The following is a 19,878-nucleotide window of genomic DNA, read 5'->3' on the forward strand; positions in this document are numbered from 1 at the left end:
GTAGTCCTACAACACGCCCGGAGAGCGGACGGAGGAAGGGTTTGCAATAAGACGGAAAACTTGGTATAATACTTTATTCATACCTGCACACGGACAGGAAGCAATTGCGAGGTGCGCGAGTTTGTACTTAAAAGCGCTGGAGATTCAGGGCTTCAAATCGTTCCCGGAGAAGACGGTGCTCTCCTTCGGGGAGGACATCACAGCCATCGTGGGCCCCAACGGCAGCGGAAAATCGAATATTTCAGACGCCATCCGCTGGGTCATGGGGGAACAGTCCACCCGCGCCCTGCGGGGGGGCAAGATGGAGGACGTGATTTTCGGCGGCACGGCCCGCCGCAAGCAGCTGGGCTTCGCGGAGGTCTCTCTGGTGCTGGACAATGCCGATCGCATGTTCCAGGTGGAGGAGAGCGAGGTCATGGTCACCCGGCGGTATTACCGCTCGGGGGAGAGCGAATACTATATCAACCGCCGCTCGGTCCGTCTCAAGGACGTAAACGAGCTGTTTATGGACACCGGCCTGGGGCGGGAGGGCTATTCCATCATCGGCCAGGGCAAGATCGACGAGATTTTGTCGGTCAAGAGCGCCGATCGCCGTGAGGTCTTTGAGGAGGCGGCCGGTATCTCCCGTTTTCGTCACCGCAAGGAAGAGGCCGAGCGCAAATTGGAGCGCACGCAGGAAAACCTGGTGCGCATCACCGACAAGATCGACGAGCTGGAGCTTCAGGTGGAGCCGCTGCGGGCGCAGAGTGAGAAAGCCAAAAAATTTCTGATCCTCCGGGACGAGCTGCGCGGGCTTGAGATCTCGCTCTGGCTTGAGCAGCTGGAGCGTCTGCGCGCCAACGCCATCAAGATCCTCTCCGACTATGAGAATGCGGTGCGTCAGAAGCAGGCGGCTCAGACGGCGGTGGAGCGGCTCTATGCCGCAGCCGAGGACTACGCATCGCAGATGCGGGAGAAGGACGTGCAGGCCGAGGGCGTCCGCTTCACGATGATGCAGCGGCAGGCCGATGCAAACGGATTGGAAAATGCCATAGCGGTGCTGAAGACCAATATTCAAAACAACCTGGAGAATACCGACCGCATCCGGCGGGAGCTGGAGGCGCAGCAGGGGCGGGCGGGCTCCATCGGCGGTCAGATCGACGAGCGCCGCCGGCGCCTGGAGGAGCTGTGTGCCGAAATGGAGCAGCTCCGGGAAGCCCTCGCACAGCGGCAGCAGTCCGCTGCGGAAACAGCGCGCTCCGCCGGGAGCCTGGCAGCCGAGATGGAGGAGCTGCGCCGGAAGGAGGCGGTGGAGACCGCCTCCGCTGCGGAGGCCCGCGCCCTGTTGTCCGCGCTGGCGGCCGCCGCCCAGGAGCTTTACGACCGGGATGAGGCGGTACGCCAGGAACTCTCTGCGGGCGAGCAGCGCCTGCAGGAAGCACGGACGGCCCGCAAAGCCGCTGCGGCGGAGCTGGAACAGGCCAGGGAGGACCGGGACGCGCTGAAAAATGTCATCAGCGGCTACGCGCTGCGGCTGGATTCCCGGCAGAAGAAGGCCAAGCAGGCGGAGGAGCGCCATGTGCAGCTTCAGATGGAAGAGAACGCTCTGAAGTCCCGGATCCATATGCTTTCGGAAATGGAAAAGCTCTATGAGGGGTACTCCAAGGCGGTCAAAACGGTCATGGGAGAGGCCGGGCGGCAGCTCAAGGGCATCCATGGTCCGGTGGCCGGACTCATCCATGTGCCCGATCGGTATACCGTGGCCGTGGAGATCGCCCTGGGGGGCGCCATGCAGCACGTGGTGGTGGAACGCGAGGAGGACGGCAAGGCCGCCATTGCCTATTTGAAACGCCGGGACGCGGGCCGATGCACCTTCCTGCCGCTGAGTTCCATCCGGCCCTCGGAGTTCCGGGACCGGGGCGTGGAGGAGGAGCCGGGCTTTGTGGGGATGGGGGACGCGCTGATCCGGTTCGACCCCCGGTATGAGAAGATCTTTTCCAGCCTGTTGGGCCGCACGGTCATCGCGGAAGATCTGGACAAGGCCATCGCGATGGCCCGAAAGTACGGCCATCGTTTCAAAATCGTCACGCTGGACGGCCAGGTCCTCAATCCCGGCGGTTCCATGACCGGCGGCTCGGTGAGCCGCAGCGCCGGGATTCTGAGCCGTTCCAACGAGCTGGAGCGGCTGAACCGGCAGATCGGCGGGGTGCGGGAGCAGCTGGCGCAGGCCGGGCGCGCCCTGGAAGAGGCGCGCCGGGAGGCGGCTGCGGCCGCCTATGAGCTGGAGACCGCCCAGGCTCAGCAGCGCGCCCATGAGGACGACGTGCTCAAGCTGGAGGAGCGCAACAGCCACCTGGACGGCCAGCTGGCCGACCTTACCCGCCAGCGGGACGAGCTGCGCGCGGAGCTGGAGCAGATCCAGGCCCGCTCCGCCCAGACCGAGACCGACACCGGGAACGCCCGGGCCCGCATCGAGGCGCTGGAGGGCGCCGCCGCCGCCCTGAGGACGGAAGCGGAGGGGAAGGCCCGGGGGCAGAGCCGGCTGCAGGAGCGCGTGAGCGCCATGACCGAGGAGATCGCCAAGGTCAATATGCGCCTGGCCGCCCTGGATGCGGAGCGGCTGGCTTCCGAGCAGAGCCTGAACGAGCTGGAGCAGCTGCGGCAGGACCTGTCCGGCGACCGGGCCGAGCGGGAGCGGATGATGGCCGGCTTCCAGAGCCGGAACGCCGCGCTGGAGCAGGAGATCCTGGAGAAGGAGCAGCAGCTGCAAGTCATCCGTCGGGAAAACGGGGAGCAGCAGGAACAGATCGGGCGCATCAACGAGGAGAAGCTGGCCCTGGAGGCCCGCCGCAACCAGGCGGATAAGCAGGCCCGGGAGAAGAACAGCGAGCTTTTGTCCATGGAGCGGGAGGTCTCCGTGCTGGAGCAGAAGAAGGTCACCGCCGCCCTGGAGGAAAAGCAGCTGCTGGATAAGCTGTGGGAGACCTATGCGCTCTCCCACGAGGCGGCCCGGGCCCAGCGGGTCGAGCTGGAGAGCGTGCCAAAGGCCCAGCGCAGGGTGGCGGAGCTCAAACGGAGTATTTCCGCCCTGGGAAACATCAACCTGGACGCCATCGAGGAATTCCAGCGCATCAACGAGCGGTATACCTATCTGACCGACCAGCGGGGCGACGTACAAAAGGCCAAAGGGGAGCTGGAGGGGATCATTGCGGACATCACCGAAGAGATGAAGAGCATCTTTGCCCGTCAGTTCGCGGTGATCAACGAGGCGTTCCAGCAGACGTTCCTGGAACTCTTCGGCGGCGGCAAGGCCACCCTGGAGCTGGAGGATCCGGAGGACATCCTGAACTGCGGCATCGAGATCCGGGTGCAACCGCCGGGCAAGGCCCTGAAGATCATCACCCTGCTTTCCGGGGGGGAAAAGGCCTTCGTGGCGATTGCGCTGTATTTTGCTATTTTAAAGGTGCGTCCCACCCCCTTCTGCGTCATGGACGAGATCGAGGCCGCCCTGGACGACGCCAACGTTACCCGCTTTGCCCGTTATCTGCGCCAGATGGCGGACAAGACCCAATTCATCGTCATTACCCACCGCCGGGGCACCATGGAGGAGGCCGACGTTTTGTACGGCGTCACCATGCAGGAACAGGGTGTGAGCCGGATTTTGACCATCAACCTGAACGATGTGGAACAAGAACTGAACCTTCCATCCCATTCCCCGTACCCCGGGTGAGGTCCGCAGCGGCGGACCGGCCGGGAGAAAGCGGGCAAATCTTATCGTTGAACCGCGAAAGGAAGCAGACCACATGGGCTTTTTTGAAAAAATCAAGGCGGGCCTGACCCGCACCCGGGAAAACCTGGGCCACTCCTTCGACAGCCTCTTTGCCGGGGAGCTGGACGACGACTTCTACGACGAGCTGGAGGAGACCCTTATCCTGGGCGACATGGGGGTGGAGACCACCCTGAAGGCAGTGGAAGCGCTGCGCTGCCGGGTCAAGGCGGAAAAGATCAAGGAGATGGGCGCGGCCCGAGCCTGCCTGCGGCAGATCCTGACGGAGATGCTCCAGGTGGGGGAGGCGTCGCTGAAGCTGGATACCGCGCCCTCTGTCGTATTGTTCATCGGGGTCAACGGCGTGGGGAAGACTACCACCATCGGCAAACTCTCCGCCCGGCTCAAGGGGGAGGGCAAGCGCGTGCTGATGGCCGCCGCCGACACCTTCCGGGCCGCCGCCGCCGACCAGCTGGAGGTCTGGAGCGGGCGCAGCGGGGTGGACATCGTCCGCCAGCATGAGGGCGCCGATCCCGCCGCCGTGGTCTTCGATGCGCTCACCGCCGCCAAGGCCCGCAAGACCGACGTGGTGCTCATCGACACCGCCGGACGGCTGCACAACAAGCAGAACCTGATGAACGAGCTGAACAAGATCAGCCGGGTGGTGGACCGGGAAGCGCCCGGCTGCGCGCGGGAGACCCTTCTGGTGCTGGACGCGACCACCGGCCAGAACGGGCTGATCCAGGCCAAGCAGTTCAAAGAGGCGGCCGGCGTGACCGGTATCGTTCTCACCAAGCTGGACGGCTCCGCCAAGGGGGGCATCGTCATCGCCATCGCTCAGGAGCTCCAGGTGCCGGTCAAGTACATCGGCGTGGGGGAGGGCATCGACGATCTGATGCCGTTTGAAGCCGAGGCGTTTGCAGAGGCGCTCCTCTAGCGGGGAGCTGCGTCCCCCTCAAGTACGCCCCGCCTGCGCGTGGCGGAGACGGCTGCTCGCCGGTGCGGGCAAGCCGCGGCGGCCTGGAGGGTCCGGCTTGCGATCAATTGGAATGGAAATCGCCTGCGGCGATCGAAACGGGAGGAAACCATGGCAAGAATCGACGGACGGGCGGCAGATCAGCTGCGGCCCATTGAGATCATCCCCAATATCAACCGGTTCGCGGAGGGCTCCTGCCTGATCCGCTGCGGCAATACCCATGTGCTGTGCACGGCCAGCGTGGAGGAGCGCACGCCCCCCCATGTCCCCGAGGGAGAGGGCTGGGTCACCGCCGAGTACGCCATGCTGCCCCGGGCCAACCGGGAACGGTCCAGGCGGGATATCGCGAAACTGAAGCTCTCTCCCCGCTCAGCCGAGATCCAGCGGCTCATCGGCCGCTCCCTGCGCGCGTGCGTGGATCTGGCCGGGCTGGGGGAGCGCACCATCACCGTGGACTGCGACGTGCTCCAGGGGGACGGCGGCACCCGTACCGCCAGCGTCACCGGGGGCTTTGTGGCCCTCGCCCTGGCCCTGTGGAAGCTGGTGCAGGACGGCGTTTTGCCGGAGATGCCGCTCAAGACCTGCGTGGCGGCGGTATCCGCCGGCATCGTGGGGGATGAGCTTTTGCTGGATCTGTGCTATGAGGAGGACTCTGGCGCCCAGGTGGACCTGAACTGCGTCATGACCGGCGAAGGGGCGCTGGTGGAGCTTCAGGGAACCGGCGAGGGCCGGAGCTTCACCATTGCCGAACAGCAGGCTCTGGTGGCGCTGTGCCAAAAGGGCATCCGGGAGATCCAGCGCATCCAGAAACAAGTTTTAGGAGGCGGACGCGATGAAAATGGTATTAGCCAGCAAGAACGCCCATAAGCTGACGGAGATGAAAGACATCCTCTCCCGGCTGGGGGTGGATGTCGTGCTGGAGTCCGAGGCGGGCGTGGATGTAGACGTGGAGGAGACGGGAGCCACCTTCGAGGAAAATGCCCGCCTCAAGGCGCATGCGGTGATGCAGGCCAGCGGCCTGCCCGCGATCGCGGACGATTCCGGGCTCTGCGTGGACGCCCTGAACGGCGCGCCGGGGGTCTATTCCGCACGGTACGGGGGCGAGGGGCTGGACGATACCGGGCGGTATCAGCTCCTGCTGGAGAACATGCGCGGGCAGCTGGACCGGCGGTGCCGGTTCGTCTCCTGTATCTGCTGCTGCTTCCCGGGCGGGGGCGTGGTAGAGGCCCGGGGGGAGTGCTGCGGCACCCTGGCTTATGCGCCCCGGGGAGAGGGCGGATTCGGCTACGATCCCATCTTCTTTGTGCCCGCGCTGAAAAAAACCTTTTCCGAGCTGACGGCCCAGGAGAAGAACGCCATCTCACACCGGGGGAAGGCGTTGGATTCATTTGAAAAAAAGCTGAAGGAATATCTGAAAAAGGCGGAAGGGTGAAGGCGGCATGAAGAACAGCAAGGTCTGCCCGAAATGCGGCGCTTCCGATCCGGAGCGGACCAAGAGCTTTCTGATGAAAAGCTGGGGAGCGGTAGAAGTGGAGCAATGGTGCTGTCTCTCCTGCGGATACAGCGAGCTGTGGATGCCGGAGGACGAAATCGAATCTTTAACGGAAAAGCGCCGGAAGCGTCTCGGCGGGAAGGAATGAAATATGGATCTAACCAGTAAACAGCGCGCCCAGCTGCGGGGGCTGGCCAACGGCATCGACACCATCGTTCACATCGGCAAGGACGGGATCGGAGAGAACCTGACCCGGCAGGCCAACGACGCGCTGGAGGCCAGGGAGCTGATCAAGTGCAGGGTGCTGGAGAACAGCATGCTCACCAGCCGGGAAGCGGCGGAAGAGCTCGCCCGGGCCACCCGCAGCGAGGTGGTACAGGTCATCGGAACAAAATTCGTTTTGTACCGTCCAAGCCATAATAAGGAGAAGAAGGACAAGATCGTCCTGGTATCGGACCGAAAGCGCAAGTGAGCGAGACCGGATAGGGGGCAGCGTCTATGAAACTGGGAATTTACGGCGGCACCTTCAATCCGCCCCATACGGGACATCTGACCGCGGCGCGGTCCGCCCTGGAGGCGTTGGAACTGGACCGGCTCGTGCTCCTGCCGGCGGCCCAGCCGCCCCACAAGGTCCTGCCGCCCGGCGCGCCCTCCGCGGAGCAGCGCCTGGATATGACGGCCATCGCCGCCGACGCTCTGCTTCTGCCCGGCCGGGTGGAGGCCAGCGCTCTGGAGCTGAAACGTCCCGGCGTCAGCTATACCGCCGATACGCTGCGGCAGCTCCGGGAACAGGAACCGGACGCGCAGCTGTGGCTGCTGATGGGCGCGGATATGTTCCTCAGCTTTCAGAACTGGAGGGAGCCGGATGTGATCGCCCGCCTGGCGGGCATCTGCGCCTTTGCCCGCACCCCGGACGCGCCGGAGCAGGCGCTGTGCGCCCAGGCCCGCCGTCTGGAGCGCGAGCTGGGTGCGCGGGTGCGGCTGGTCCACTCGCCCGATATCGTAGACATCTCGTCCACCCGGCTGCGGGCGCTGCTGGCGGCGGGGGAGGGACGGGAATTCCTGGCCCCGGCGGTGTACGGCTATATCATCCGCAAGGGCCTCTACGGCGTACACTATGACCGGAAGCGTCTGCCCGACCGGGAACTGCGGGCCTGTTCCTACTCCATGATCCGCGCCAAGCGCATCGCCCATGTGCAGGGCACGGAGGCGGAGGCAGCCCGGCTCGCCCGCCGGTGGGGCGCGGACGAGGAAAAAGCCCGGCGTGCGGCCATCCTGCACGACTGCACCAAATATCTGGACATGGAAGAGCAGTTGCAATTATGCGCGAAATATGGTATCGTACTGGACGAATTGGAGCAAACGGCGGTCAAGCTGCTCCACGCCAAGACGGGCGCGTGTGTGGCCCGGGACGTGTACGGAGCGGACGACGACATATTTGAGGCGATTTACTGGCACACTACCGGCAAGGCGGACATGAGCCGGCTGGAAAAGATCCTGTATATTGCCGACTACATGGAGCCGAATCGGGATTTCCCCGGCGTGGAGCGGCTCAGGACCCTGGCTTACCAGGATCTGGACGCAGCGGTGCTGGCCGGGTGTGAGATGAGCATCCGGGAAATGGCGGACCGGGGCCTGCCCGTGCATGCAAACACGGTGCGGGCGCGGGATTGGCTTGCGCGCGAGAGAAATGGAAAGGATCAATAGAATGAACCCGGAACAGAAAAAGAACCACCAGGGCGGTTCCCGCCTGCAAAAGACAGAGAAAAAGCCGCGGGAAAAACGTCCCGGCCGACCGCGTACCCGCAGGCAGAAGGTCCTGCGGGGGCTGTACATCGCCCTGACCGTGATCGCCGCCGTCATCGTGGCGGGCTTTATCGCCTGGAACCTGATTACCGCTCCGCCCGACGTGGACGACCCCAGCGCCAGCCGCAAGCCGCAGAGCACCACCATGGTGGACGACGACGGCAACGAGATCGAAGTGGAGATCCCCGGCCTTTCCGCCGACCGGAAGAAACAGTTCTATACCTTCCTGGTGGTGGGGCAGGACACCTTCGGCGGCGGCAATACCGATACCATGATGCTGGCGGCGTACGACGTGCCCAACCAGCGTCTCAGCGTCATGAGCCTGCCCCGGGACACCTACGTGGAGTATTATGGACGCAAGGTGCTGCTCAATTCGGTCTATAACCGCGCCGGCGGAGGGGACGACGGCATCGCGGCGCTGAAGGAAGAGGTGGGAGAGTTGACCGGGGTGGTCCCGGACTTTCATGTCATTATCCAGTGGGAGGCCGTCGGCAAGCTGGTGGACGCCATCGACGGGGTGTGGTTCGACGTGCCCCGGCGGATGTACTATAACGATCTGTCCCAGGATTTCAAGATCGATCTGAAGGAGGGCTATCAGCTCCTGGACGGCAGCGACGCCATGGGGCTGCTGCGCTGGCGGCACAACAGCGACGACAGCGGCCATATTCTCAACAGCGGCTATGCCACGGGCGACCTGGGCCGCATCGAGACCCAGCAGTCCTTTATGAAGGCTGTGGTAGCCAAGTGCCTCCAGCCGGATGTGCTGCTGCCCAATCTGATGGAGTATATCAGCATCTTCCAGGAGAACGTGGTGACCAACCTGAACGTGTCCAACATGGCCTACTTCGGAAAATCCGCGATCGGCGGGCTGGACATGGACAACGTGGAGTTTTTGACCATGCCCAACAAGTCCGCCGGGGACGGGGCGCATCTGCTGCCCATCGCCAGTGAGATCCTGGAGGTGGTCAACGAAAGGTTCAACCCCTATCTGGAGGACCTGCGCCTGAACGAGCTGGATGTGGTGAGCAGTATTTCCTCCGGCAGCTCCGGCGGCAAAGGCGGCCAGACGGCGGCCACACCCACCCCGGCCCGCCCCGTGGAGGAGACGCCCGACGTGGGTACGGAGCCTTCCCCCAGTCCGGCGCCCGGTGGGGAGAGCACGCCGCCCGCCGCGGCGGAGACGCCTGCGCCCTCCGGAAGCGCCGCCCCCATTCAGACTCCCGTCCAAAGTGCTGCTCCGGCGGCCACTCCGTCGCCCGTGCAGACCGCACAACCCACCCCGCCTCCGGCTGAGACCCCTGTGACGACCCCGGACGGCGCTTCCGGACCGGGTATGGAACCCATTGAGTAAAGGAGAACTGCCAATGACACCAAAAGAGATTGCGCTGGAGTGCGTTCGTGCCCTGGACGCCAAAAAGGGCCGGGACATCAAGCTGCTGGAGACGGGGGAACTGACCACGCTTGCAGATTATTTTGTCATCTGTTCCGCCACCTCCACCACCCAGATCAAGGCCCTGGCGGACGCCTGTGAGAAGGCGCTCAAGGACGCGGGAGAGCCTCCCCACCACATTGAGGGCCACCGGGGCGGCACCTGGGTGCTGCTGGATTTCTCCAGCGTGGTGGTGCACATCTTCAACGAGGAGGCCCGGAAGTTCTACGACCTGGAGCGCCTGTGGAGCGATGCCGTGCCCATGGATCTGAGCGGTGTCCTGACACAGGACTAGGGCCTCCTGGGCCCCGCAGAGCGGGACGGCGCCTGCGCCGAACAAGCGTTTTGGCTTGGCCAAAACCTTGCTGCGGGGCGGATTCACTTCGCAGCGCAGGTGAAATAGGCGGCCGGGCTCCCGCAAAAGCGCAGCTTTTGCGGGACGGCCCGGAAGTTCTACGACCTGGAGCGCCTGTGGAGCGACGCCGTGCCCATGGATCTGTCCGGCGTGCTGACCGAGAATTAAATCAGATGGGGCCCGGCGGAGTTCCGCCGGGCCCCATGTCTGTTCGGAACGTTTTTTTGTCCCAGGGGAACCAAACCGCCCGCCCGTGCATCTATAGAGTGTCCGGACAAGGAAAGACGAGGTGAGCACATGGAACAGACCAGGGAAGGCGTGGACCGGGCATCGGCGCGGGAGGAATTTGCCGCGGCGGTGACCGAGCACAGCCGCGGCATGTTCCGGGCGGCCCGGAGCATTCTGGACAGCGACGCCGACGCGGAGGACGCGGTGGGCGAGGCCGTCCTGCGGGCCTGGCAGGCCTGGGACCGCCTGCGGGCCCGGGGAGCGGTCCGCGCCTGGCTGCTGAAGATCGCGGTCAACTGCGCCTATGAACAGCGGCGGAGGGGCGGCCGGGTGATCTATACCGACGAGCTGGAGCCGCTGGCCGGCGGCGCGGAGGACGCGTACCCCGGCGGCCTGTGGGAGGCGGTGCTCTCCCTGCCGGAAGAGCAGCGGGCTGCCGTGACCCTCTACTACTACGAGGATTTGCCCGTGGCGGAGGTCGCCCGGGTGCTGGGGGTGGCCCAGGGAACGGTGAAGTCCCGGCTGGGCCGGGCCCGCCAGCGGCTGAAGGAGCGATTGCGGGAGGAGGACGAAGCATGAACCGATTGGATGAGCGGTTGAAAGAGCGGGCCCGGCGGGAGGACTGCCCGGTTCCGCAGGGCTTTGACGGGCGTATGGACGCCATTTTGGAGGGGCTGCCGGAGGGACGGAGGAGGCCCAGCCCCCGCCGGCTCCGCCGGTGGGCGGCGGCTGGGGTCCTGGCGGCGGCCCTGTGCGTGGGCGGCGTGGCGGCGGCCTCCGGCGTGCTGGAGCTGATCGCCCGGCCCGGCGGCTTCGGCGGCGCGGCGGAGGGGTTCCAGCCTTATTCCGCCGAGGTGGGGGCATCGGTTACCGACCAGGGCTACACCCTCACCCTGGACGGCATCGGCGTGGACGAGGCGTTTATCACCCTCTATGCCACCATCACCGGCGAGGAGCCGATCCCCAATTGGGGCGGCGAGGAGGAGACGGGACCCGCGGTCTGGCCTCTGAACCTTCGGGCGGAGGGCCGTGAGCTGGAGGCCTGGGGAGCACAGACGGAATGGGAACGACTGGACAGCCATGCCATTAAGCTGACCCAGCGTTGCCCGGTGATGACCGTCCTGCCCGCCGTTGTGGAACTGGAGGTATATACCGACCAGTTGGTTCCCCGAGTACGGGGGAACTGGAGCCTTGATCTGTTGGTGGATAAAACCGCCCCCGATGGGGAGAGTCTGGTGGCGGAGCCGAACCAGACCTTTACGGTGGACGGACAGCGCATCACCGTCGAGAAGGTGGCGGTGGCTCCCTCCGGGGGAGGGCTGGTGCTGAGTACCAAGAGTGACCGCCCCTTTACCCATTTCATCCTGCGGGACGACCAGGGAACGGTGCTGCCCCACAGTTATTACGGCCTTGTGTCCGGCGGCCTTCGCGCCCTCTCCAATTTCTATGAATTTCAGGGCGGCCGCACCAACATGGCCTCCCTCACCCTGGTGCCCTGGGCGGCGGACGGCGGCACGCACCGGGTGTCCGGCAGCCTGGACGCCCTCCCGCTGACCGACGAGGGGGCGGACAACGGTTATACTCTCCTGTCACTGGATGTGGGAGAGGAGCAGGCAACGGCGGTGTTCCGTGAAGAGGGAATTCTGGGGCTGAGCGACGAGTACACCCCGGACTTCGGCCTGCTGGATGCTGACGGAGCGGAGCTGGCCCTGGGCGGCGCCAAGGAATGGGAACGCGATAAGGAAACCGGGAACTGGATTGTGACTTGGAGCTACCCGGAAATGCAGGCGGAGCAGGTCGCGGGCGTGTGCTTCTGGCAGCCTAACTGTATGCTGCTGGAGGACGAAGCGGTAACCATCCCGCTGAACTGAACACGGGGACACAGGCCAGCGGCGGGCGGGGGAATTCCCCCGCCCGCCGCTTTTTGCAGCCTATTTCGATGGAAACGTGTGTATTCTTATATTGAGTAAAGAGAAACGGCCGTGCTGCCGTGGAACGGAAAGAGGCGGCCTCTGAACCGTTCAGGAGCAGATGAGCTCCAGCAGGGCCGTCAGCTCCGCCGCCTGCTCCGGGGCGTCGGAATAGCGCTGCCTGTCCTGGTAGACGCGCCCCTGGCTGTCCACGCCGAAGGAGCGCCCCGTCTCTGCCCGGTCGGGATAGACCGTGACGGCATAGGCGGCGGGGGCGATGGGGACGCAGCCGCCGCTGCGGCCGACCATCACCTGCCGGAGGGACTCGCCCTCCGCTGCGTCCACCCGCTCTCCCGGGGTGGTTGGGCGTAGAAATCAGAAGGCGGCCCCCGGCCCGATGGCCAGCACGGCGGCCGCCGGCACGGCCGGGACGATACCGACAATCTGCATACGCCGGCTTCCCCTCTGCGCCCACGCTCCCTTCCTTGTTATCCCCGCCCTATCCGCACCGCGGGGAAAAGTCAAGCCGCGGGGAAAAGTCAAGCATAACCCTTGCAAATCAGGGCTTTTTCGATTATAATAGCACAGACTGTACGCCCCGGAGGGGCCGATGATAGATCGAAAGAAAGCGTGAGAGAGTTGAAGTACGATTTCGCCCGCATCGAACCCAAATGGCAGAAGAAGTGGCTGGAGGAGAAGACCTACCACTGTGAAAACCACAGTAATAAACCGAAGTTTTACGGCCTGGTGGAGTTTCCCTACCCCTCCGGACAGGGCCTGCACGTGGGCCATGCCAGGCCTTATACCGCCATGGACGTGGTGGCCCGCAAGAAGCGCATGGACGGCTACAACGTCCTGTTCCCCATGGGCTACGACGCCTTCGGCCTGCCCACGGAAAACTACGCCATCAAAAATCACATCCACCCGGCCAAGGTGACCCACGACAACATCGCCAACTTTACCAAGCAGCTGCAGATGCTGGGCTATTCCTTCGACTGGGACCGGGTGATCAACACCACCGATCCGGAGTATTACAAGTGGACCCAGTGGATCTTCCTTCAGCTCTACAAGCACGGTCTGGCCTACAAGACCACCATGCCGGTGAACTGGTGCACCTCCTGCAAATGCGTGCTGGCCAACGAGGAAGTGGTGGAAGGTGTGTGCGAGCGCTGCGGTGCCCCCGTCATCCGCAAGGAGAAGAGCCAGTGGATGCTCAAGATCACCGAGTACGCCCAGCGCCTCATCGACGATCTGGACGGGGTGGATTTCATTGAGCGGGTGAAGATCCAGCAGAAGAACTGGATCGGCCGGAGCACCGGCGCGGAGGTGACCTTCCAGGCCACCACCGGGGATGAGATCGTTGTCTTCACCACCCGGCCGGACACCCTGTTCGGCGCCACCTATATGGTCATCTCTCCGGAGCATCCGTACGTGAAGCAGTGGGCGGACAAGCTGGAGAACCTGGACGAGGTCAGCGCCTATGTGGCTGCCGCCGCGCGCAAGTCCGACTTTGAGCGCACCGAGCTGGCCGCCGACAAGGAGAAGACCGGCGTACAGCTCCGGGGCGTGCGGGCGGTCAACCCGGTCAACGGCCGGGAGATCCCCATCTTCCTCTCGGACTATGTTCTGGCCTCCTACGGGACCGGCGCCATCATGGCCGTGCCCGCCCACGATACCCGTGACTGGGCCTTTGCCAAGAAGTTCGGCTGTGAGATCATCGAGGTGGTCTCCGGCGGCGAGGACGTGCAGAAGCAGGCATTTACCGCCAAGGACGACACCGGTATTCTGGTCAACTCCGGCTTCCTGGACGGCCTGACGGTACGCGAGGCGATCCCTGTCATCACCCGCTGGCTGGAGGAAAAGGGCATCGGCCACGAGCAGGTGAACTATAAGCTGCGCGACTGGGTCTTTTCCCGTCAGCGCTACTGGGGCGAACCCATCCCCATGGTCTGGTGCGAAACGTGCGGCTGGCAGCCCCTGCCCGAGAGCGAGCTGCCGCTGCTGCTGCCCGAGGTGGATTCCTACGAGCCCACCGACACCGGCGAGTCCCCGCTGTCCAAGATGACCGACTGGGTCAGTACCACCTGCCCCCACTGCGGCGCCCCGGCGAAGCGGGAGACCGATACCATGCCGCAATGGGCGGGCTCCTCCTGGTACTTTTTGCGGTATATGGACCCGCACAACCAAGAGGCCCTGGCCTCCCGGGAGGCGCTGGACTACTGGTCTCCGGTGGACTGGTACAACGGCGGCATGGAGCATACCACCCTGCATCTGCTCTACTCCCGCTTTTGGCACAAGTTCCTTTACGACCTCGGCGTGGTCCCCACCAAGGAGCCCTATCAAAAGCGTACCAGCCACGGCATGATTCTGGGCGAGGGCGGCGAGAAGATGTCCAAGAGCCGGGGCAACGTAGTCAACCCCAACGACGTCATTGCCGAGTTCGGCGCGGATACCATGCGTCTTTATATCATGTTCATCGGCGACTTTGAGAAGGCCGCCGCCTGGTCGGCCAATGCCGTCAAGGGCTGCAAGCGCTTTTTGGATCGGGTGTGGAATCTGTCCGAGCAGCTTACGGAGCAGGCGGGGTATTCCAAGGCCAACGAGAGCGGCCTCCACAAGACCATCAAGAAGGTGGCCGATGATATCGAGGCCATGAAGTTCAACACCGCCATCGCCGCGCTGATGGCGCTGGTCAATGATTTTTACGCCAACGGCTGCTCCCGGGGCGACTATGCCGCCCTGCTGCTCATGCTCTCCCCCTTCGCGCCCCATATGACGGAGGAGCTGTGGGAGGACCTGGGCTTTGCCGAAGCCCGGGGCGGCATGGCCTGTCAGCAGGCATGGCCCGCCTACGACGCGAGCAAGACCATTGCGGCCGAGGTGAACATGGCGGTGCAGGTGGGCGGCAAGCTGCGCGCCACGATCACCGTGCCTCTGGACAGCGAGCAGGACGCCGTGGTGGCCGAGGCCCAGAAGGACCCCAAGGTCCGGAAGTTTACCGACGGGATGGAGATCGTTAAGGTCATCCTGGTCAAGAATAAACTGGTCAACCTCATCGTCAGGCCGAAGCGATGAGCCCGCATCAGGGAATCCATCATATCTCCCTCAAGACGCAGGGCGAGGCGCAGTTCCAGCAGGTGCTGGCCTTCTACCGGGACGTGCTGGGCTGCCCCCTGGTCCGGACCTGGGGCGCCGGCGGGAACAGCGGCGCCATGCTGGATCTGGGCAACACCCTGCTGGAGGTCACCGCCAACGGCGCGCCCGGCCTGAAGAAGGGGCTGTTTGGGCACATTGCCTTCGCTGCCGCGGATGTGGACGCGCTGGCGGAGCGGGTCCGGGCGGCGGGACGGCCGGTATGGATGGGGCCTGTGGATCAAAACCTGGGCGGCGGCTATCCCATCCGCATCGCATTCTGCACCGGGCCGGCCGGCGAGGACATCGAGTTTTTTCAGGAACGCTGACGGAGGCAAAATGTCCTCTTGACAAGCAGGCGTATCGCGCATATAATGATACTGTTAAAGCCATATCTATGTGGCCCTTTGGCGGCGGGTGTCCGCCGTCTCGGAGGGAGGGGAAGTCAATGTCGGAAGTCCATGTAAAGGACGGCGAGTCCTTGGAGAATGCACTCAAGCGTTTCAAGCGCAACTGCGCCAAGTCTGGTGTTCTGGCCGAGGTTCGTAAGCGTGAGCACTATGAGAGCCCGAGCGTCAAGCGCCGCAAGAAGTCTGAGGCCGCCCGCAAGAACCGCAAGAAGTTCTATTAAGAGCAGTAAACCCCGCGCCGTTTGGCGCGGGGTTTTGTTATGCCGGACGGGGCGCCGTCAGCGCAGGATCTCTTCCAGCAGGTCCTCCACCTGAGGATAGGCCAGCACCGCGTCGGCGATGTTCAGGCTGCGGGCGATCTGCAGTTTTTTTCGAATGGAGCCGGCGTCGTCGAACAGCACGAAATGCGCGCCATTCTGCCGGGACATGTAGGTGAAGTAGTGGGCGCACAGCTCATTGGAGAAGAAGACCGAGGGGGCACGCTCCGCAATGCGCTTTTGCAGCTCCTCCCGGGTGAGCGGCATGCCCTGGCCGGTGGGGGAGGGGAGGTAGAAATCCTCGGCCACCCGCTCTACCGCCAGCGCCACCCGCTCCGCGCCATATTGCGCCGCCGCGTCCTGGAGCCGCTGCTGGAGGGAGCCGCCGGAGAGGGAGGAGGGGATGAGCACCTTGGCCTTGTCGGAGGAGCCGCCGTAGGCCTCAGTCACATACAGCGGCCAGCCCCGCCGGTGGAGCATATCCCCCAGGTCGTGGATCACCTGGGCCAGCAGTTGGAGGGGACGGCCCTCGAAGTCGCAGATGACCCCGTCCAGGCCCCGGGCGGAGCATTCCCGCAAGACCTCCTGACAGAAGGGGCCCGCTTCCCCGCCGCCGGAGAAGCCGGTATTGTCCACCACCATCAGACCGCCCCGAACGGAGACGGGCATGCTGGCGCGGAACAGGTGAGGACCGCCCCCCACCCGGTAGGCCACGTGGCCCACCGGGAGACCGAAGCGCCCGGCCGCCCGGCTGTCCGCCGGCGGCGCGGTCAGGATCAGGTTGGATTTGGATAACATACTGAAAGGTACCCCCTTGTCCATGTTGTGAGAAACGTGTATAATCACTGATATGCGGACAAGTTCTGGAATAGAAGAGGTGAAGGGATGGGTTTTTCCCTGTTGGCCGATTGGGCCGGGAAGTGTATTTTTGAGATCGACCCGGCGGCGCTGGAGCGGCGGGGGATTCGCCTGCTGCTGGCCGACCTGGATAATACCCTGGTCCCCTACGGCGTGCCCGAACCCACGGAAGAAGTGCGGGCTTGGGCGGCCGCGCTGGCGGGGCGGGGGGTGGAGCTTTTTGTGCTGTCCAACAACCGCCGTCCCCAGCGGCCGGAGCGCTTTTCCAAGGCGCTGGGGGTCCCGTTCCTCGGCCACGCGGGAAAGCCGAAGGTACGCTCCTTCGCTGCGGCGATGGAGCGTATGGGCTGTACCCGGGAACAGACCGCGGTCGTTGGAGATCAGATCTTTACCGATATCCTGGGCGGGAAGCGGGCCGGAGTGACCACCCTGCTGGTGGAGCCGATCCGGCTTGCGGGCAATCCGGGGCGCTATCTGCGCTATGGGGTGGAGTGGCCCTTCCGCGTCTGGGCGAAAAGGAGAAAACGAGCATTATGAGCGCAAGATTCGGGCCGGCGGGCAACGCCGATTCCTTTCCGTACAAGTCCTCGGTGGATGCGCCCCGGTGGCTGAACGAGCTGGGCCTGGACTGCTACGAGTACCAGTGCGGCAAGGGGGTCAATGTGGGGGAGCAGACCGCCCGCAGGCTGGGCGCCGCGGCCCGGGAGGCGGGGATCGCCCTCTCGCTCCATGCGCCTTACTTCATCAACCTGGCCAATCCCGAGCCCGAGAGCCTGCAAAAGACCATCGGCTATATCGTCTCCGCCTGCCGGGCGGCAGACTGGATGGGGGCCGGGCGGGTGGTCGTCCATTCCGGGGCGCTGATGAAACGCAGCCGGCGGGCGGCGCTGGATATCGCGCGGTTGTCGCTCAAAGCGGTGCTTGCCGCCTGCGATGAGGCGGGCTTCGGCCATATCGCCCTGTGCCCCGAGACCATGGGCAAGATCAATCAGCTGGGGGACCTGGACGAGGTGCTGGAGCTGTGTACCCTGGACGAGCGGCTGGTGCCCACGGTAGACTTTGGACATCTGTATGCCCGTACGCTGGGCGGGCTGAGCGGACCGGAAGCCTGCGCGGCCATCCTGGACCGCATCCGGGCGGTGCTGGGAGAGCAGCGGGCCGCCGGTTTCCACAGCCACTTTTCCAAGATCGCGTTTACCCCCAACGGCGGGGAAAAGATGCACCTTACCTTTGCGCAGACCGATTTCGGTCCCGAACCGGAGCCCCTGATGGCGGAGGTAGCACGCCGGGGCTGGAGTCCCACCTTCATCTGCGAAAGCGCCGGCACTCAGGCGGAAGACGCGCTGAGGATGAAACGGATGTATCAGGCCCGCTTGTCATACGCGCCCCAACGCCCCTGAGACGGGCCGGTAGACACGGGACCGGCCGGAGATCGAAAAAACGCCAAGGATTTGAATATGATCAGAAAGGAAGAACTAGGATGAACCATCTCAAACAAATTGCAGCCGGGCTGGACGAGTACGGCCTGGACGCCATGCTGGTTACCAGCGCCCCCGGCGAGTTCTACGCCGTCGGATTCCATGGGGAGGGCGCAGTGGTGGTGACGAGCGGGGAGTGCCGCTACTTTACCGATTCCCGCTATATCGAGGCGGCGGAAAAGCAGGTTGCCGGGGCCCATATCACCATGACCGACCGCAGCAAGAACATTCAGGCGCTGGTAAAGGGCGCGGTGGAAGAGCTGGGCGTGAAAAAGCTGGGGTTTGAGGACGGCTATATGACCGTGGCCCAGTACAACCGGTACGCCGGGGACCTCCCCTGCGCGCTGACGCCTGCCAATCAGCTTATTTCCAAACTGCGCGCCGCCAAGGATGCCGAAGAGATCGAATTGATGAAGAAGGCGCAGGAGATCACCGACAAGGCCTTTTCAGAGATCATCCGGTTTATCCGCCCCGGCATGACCGAGCGGGAAATCGCCGCCAGACTCCAGTACGACATGCTGCGCCTTGGCGCGGACAAGATGTCCTTCGACCCCATTGTGGTCACCGGCCCCAACGGCAGCCTGCCCCATGGGATTCCCGGGGACCGGAAGGTGGAGCTGGGCAGCTTCATCACTATGGATTTTGGCTGCAAGTACGGCGGTTACTGCTCCGACATGACCCGTACCGTGGCGGTGGGGGAGCCCACGCAGGAGATGCGCAAGGTCTATGACACGGTGCTACGGGCCCAGCGGGCGGGCATTGCCGCCACCCGCGCCGGCGTGCCGGGCAAGCAGATCGACGCCGCCGCCCGCAAGGTCATCGAGGAGGCGGGGTACGGGCCGTATTTCGGTCATGGCTACGGCCACAGCGTGGGCATTGAGATCCATGAGTCGCCCAATGCCAATACCGCCGACGAGACCCCCATGCCGGTCGGGGCCGCCGTGTCCGCCGAACCGGGTATCTATCTGCCCGGCCGCTTCGGCGTACGCATCGAGGATGTGGTGGTCATGACCGAGGACGGCTGCGAGATCCTCACAAAATCGCCCAAAGAGCTGATTATCCTGTAAAAACCCTTGCCAACAGGGGAATAATGGAGTAAAATAGCATAGCTAAAATATGCGAAACCTTGTTTTGGAGGATGAATACCAATGCCGACGATTACTGCCAGTGATTTCCGCAACGGCGTGACCTTCGAGATGGATGGTCAGGTCATGCAGGTGGTCGAGTTCCAGCACGTCAAGCCCGGTAAGGGCGCGGCCTTTGTCCGCACCAAGATGAAAAACGTCATTACCGGCGGCGTGACCGAGACCTCCTTTAACCCTACCGCCAAGTTCGAAAGCGCCTATGTGGACCGCAAGGATATGGAGTACAGCTATAACGACGGCGACCTGTACTACTTCATGGATCCCGAGACCTATGACCTGATCCCCATCGGAAAGGACACCCTGGGCGACAATTTCCGTTTCGTCAAGGAGAACATGTCCTGCAAGATCAACTCTTACAAGGGCAAGATCTTCGCTGTGGAGCCCCCCACCTTTGTGGAGCTGGAGGTCACCGAGACCGATCCCGGCTTCAAGGGCGATACCGCCACAAACGTGACCAAGCCCGCCACTCTGGAGACCGGCGCCGAAATCAAGGTGCCCCTGTTCATCAACCCCGGCGACAAGATCAAGATCGATACCCGTACCGGCGAATATCTGGAGCGCTGCAAGGCCTGATCATCCGCTTTGGCGGTACGAAGGCAGAACCGCTCCGGCGGGTGTCGGAGGCCCCGTAGCGCGGGGCGCACCGTATGGCGCGGA

At 64.0% G+C, this 19,878-nt stretch carries 20 protein-coding genes; 18 read left to right on the forward strand and 2 right to left on the reverse strand.

Features of this window, described 5'->3' with window-relative positions; translation table 11 throughout:
• The first annotated feature begins 121 nt into the window (after positions 1–121).
• From smc to H8S57_RS05615, 11 genes are all read left to right on the forward strand, one after another.
• Positions 122–3,709: a chromosome segregation protein SMC gene (gene smc, locus H8S57_RS05565; protein WP_186907088.1), complete on the forward strand. Its 3,588-nt coding sequence runs from the start codon at positions 122–124 to the stop codon at positions 3,707–3,709.
• A gap of 73 nt (positions 3,710–3,782) precedes the next feature.
• Positions 3,783–4,682 carry a signal recognition particle-docking protein FtsY gene (ftsY, locus tag H8S57_RS05570; RefSeq protein ID WP_186907089.1) on the forward strand — a complete coding sequence of 300 codons (900 nt, stop codon included), beginning with the start codon at positions 3,783–3,785 and terminating at the stop codon, positions 4,680–4,682.
• Between the two features lie 150 nt (positions 4,683–4,832).
• On the forward strand, positions 4,833–5,588 hold the full coding sequence (gene rph / locus H8S57_RS05575; protein ID WP_186907090.1) for a ribonuclease PH: 756 nt from the start codon (positions 4,833–4,835) through the stop codon (positions 5,586–5,588).
• On the forward strand, positions 5,554–6,153 hold the full coding sequence (gene rdgB / locus H8S57_RS05580; protein ID WP_186907091.1) for an RdgB/HAM1 family non-canonical purine NTP pyrophosphatase: 600 nt from the start codon (positions 5,554–5,556) through the stop codon (positions 6,151–6,153). Before rph ends, rdgB begins: the two co-directional genes overlap by 35 nt.
• Positions 6,154–6,160: 7 nt before the next feature.
• Positions 6,161–6,361: a hypothetical protein gene (locus H8S57_RS05585; protein WP_186907092.1), complete on the forward strand. Its 201-nt coding sequence runs from the start codon at positions 6,161–6,163 to the stop codon at positions 6,359–6,361.
• 3 nt (positions 6,362–6,364) lie between these two features.
• Entirely contained in the window at positions 6,365–6,685 is a 321-nt protein-coding gene (yhbY, locus tag H8S57_RS05590) for a ribosome assembly RNA-binding protein YhbY (RefSeq protein WP_186907093.1), read from the forward strand.
• Positions 6,686–6,711: 26 nt separating this feature from the next.
• Complete coding sequence (gene yqeK, locus H8S57_RS05595; RefSeq protein ID WP_186907094.1) at positions 6,712–7,920, forward strand: bis(5'-nucleosyl)-tetraphosphatase (symmetrical) YqeK; 1,209 nt, start codon at positions 6,712–6,714, stop codon at positions 7,918–7,920.
• Positions 7,904–9,370: an LCP family protein gene (locus tag H8S57_RS05600; RefSeq protein ID WP_243204711.1), complete on the forward strand. Its 1,467-nt coding sequence runs from the start codon at positions 7,904–7,906 to the stop codon at positions 9,368–9,370. Before yqeK ends, H8S57_RS05600 begins: the two co-directional genes overlap by 17 nt.
• A gap of 13 nt (positions 9,371–9,383) precedes the next feature.
• On the forward strand, positions 9,384–9,743 hold the full coding sequence (gene rsfS, locus H8S57_RS05605; protein WP_186907096.1) for a ribosome silencing factor: 360 nt from the start codon (positions 9,384–9,386) through the stop codon (positions 9,741–9,743).
• Between the two features lie 357 nt (positions 9,744–10,100).
• A complete protein-coding gene (locus tag H8S57_RS05610; protein WP_186907097.1) occupies positions 10,101–10,610 on the forward strand; it encodes an RNA polymerase sigma factor in 510 nt (169 codons plus the stop codon).
• Positions 10,607–11,902 carry a DUF4179 domain-containing protein gene (locus H8S57_RS05615; protein WP_186907098.1) on the forward strand — a complete coding sequence of 432 codons (1,296 nt, stop codon included), beginning with the start codon at positions 10,607–10,609 and terminating at the stop codon, positions 11,900–11,902. The genes H8S57_RS05610 and H8S57_RS05615 overlap by 4 nt, the downstream gene beginning before the upstream one ends.
• Positions 11,903–12,052: 150 nt before the next feature.
• On the opposite strand, the gene H8S57_RS05620 is transcribed toward H8S57_RS05615, so the two are convergent.
• The gene (locus tag H8S57_RS05620; protein WP_243204712.1) at positions 12,053–12,286 is read right to left on the reverse strand and encodes a hypothetical protein; all 234 of its coding nucleotides are present in this window, start codon (positions 12,284–12,286) and stop codon (positions 12,053–12,055) included.
• A 294-nt stretch (positions 12,287–12,580) separates the two neighbouring features.
• Here H8S57_RS05620 and leuS point away from each other — a divergent pair, with 294 nt between their 5' ends.
• From leuS to rpsU, 3 genes are all read left to right on the forward strand, one after another.
• The gene (gene leuS / locus H8S57_RS05625; protein ID WP_186907198.1) at positions 12,581–15,016 is read left to right on the forward strand and encodes a leucine--tRNA ligase; all 2,436 of its coding nucleotides are present in this window, start codon (positions 12,581–12,583) and stop codon (positions 15,014–15,016) included.
• Positions 15,013–15,402, forward strand: a complete 390-nt coding sequence (locus H8S57_RS05630; RefSeq protein WP_186907099.1) for a VOC family protein — start codon at positions 15,013–15,015, stop codon at positions 15,400–15,402. The genes leuS and H8S57_RS05630 overlap by 4 nt, the downstream gene beginning before the upstream one ends.
• Positions 15,403–15,521: 119 nt before the next feature.
• Positions 15,522–15,704, forward strand: a complete 183-nt coding sequence (rpsU, locus tag H8S57_RS05635; protein WP_186907100.1) for a 30S ribosomal protein S21 — start codon at positions 15,522–15,524, stop codon at positions 15,702–15,704.
• Between the two features lie 57 nt (positions 15,705–15,761).
• On the opposite strand, the gene H8S57_RS05640 is transcribed toward rpsU, so the two are convergent.
• On the reverse strand, positions 15,762–16,538 hold the full coding sequence (locus H8S57_RS05640; protein ID WP_243204713.1) for a glycoside hydrolase family 18 protein: 777 nt from the start codon (positions 16,536–16,538) through the stop codon (positions 15,762–15,764).
• Between the two features lie 87 nt (positions 16,539–16,625).
• Between H8S57_RS05640 and H8S57_RS05645 the strand changes: the two genes are divergently transcribed.
• From H8S57_RS05645 to efp, 4 genes are all read left to right on the forward strand, one after another.
• Entirely contained in the window at positions 16,626–17,135 is a 510-nt protein-coding gene (locus H8S57_RS05645; protein ID WP_186907101.1) for a YqeG family HAD IIIA-type phosphatase, read from the forward strand.
• On the forward strand, positions 17,132–17,998 hold the full coding sequence (locus tag H8S57_RS05650) for a TIM barrel protein (protein ID WP_186907102.1): 867 nt from the start codon (positions 17,132–17,134) through the stop codon (positions 17,996–17,998). The genes H8S57_RS05645 and H8S57_RS05650 overlap by 4 nt, the downstream gene beginning before the upstream one ends.
• 80 nt (positions 17,999–18,078) lie before the next feature.
• Positions 18,079–19,143 carry a M24 family metallopeptidase gene (locus H8S57_RS05655; RefSeq protein WP_186907103.1) on the forward strand — a complete coding sequence of 355 codons (1,065 nt, stop codon included), beginning with the start codon at positions 18,079–18,081 and terminating at the stop codon, positions 19,141–19,143.
• 81 nt (positions 19,144–19,224) lie between these two features.
• Positions 19,225–19,794: an elongation factor P gene (efp, locus tag H8S57_RS05660; protein WP_186907104.1), complete on the forward strand. Its 570-nt coding sequence runs from the start codon at positions 19,225–19,227 to the stop codon at positions 19,792–19,794.
• Positions 19,795–19,878 lie beyond the last annotated feature (84 nt).

The organism is Lawsonibacter hominis, from assembly GCF_014287895.1.
Taxonomy (GTDB): Bacteria; Bacillota; Clostridia; order Oscillospirales; family Oscillospiraceae; genus Lawsonibacter_A; species Lawsonibacter_A hominis.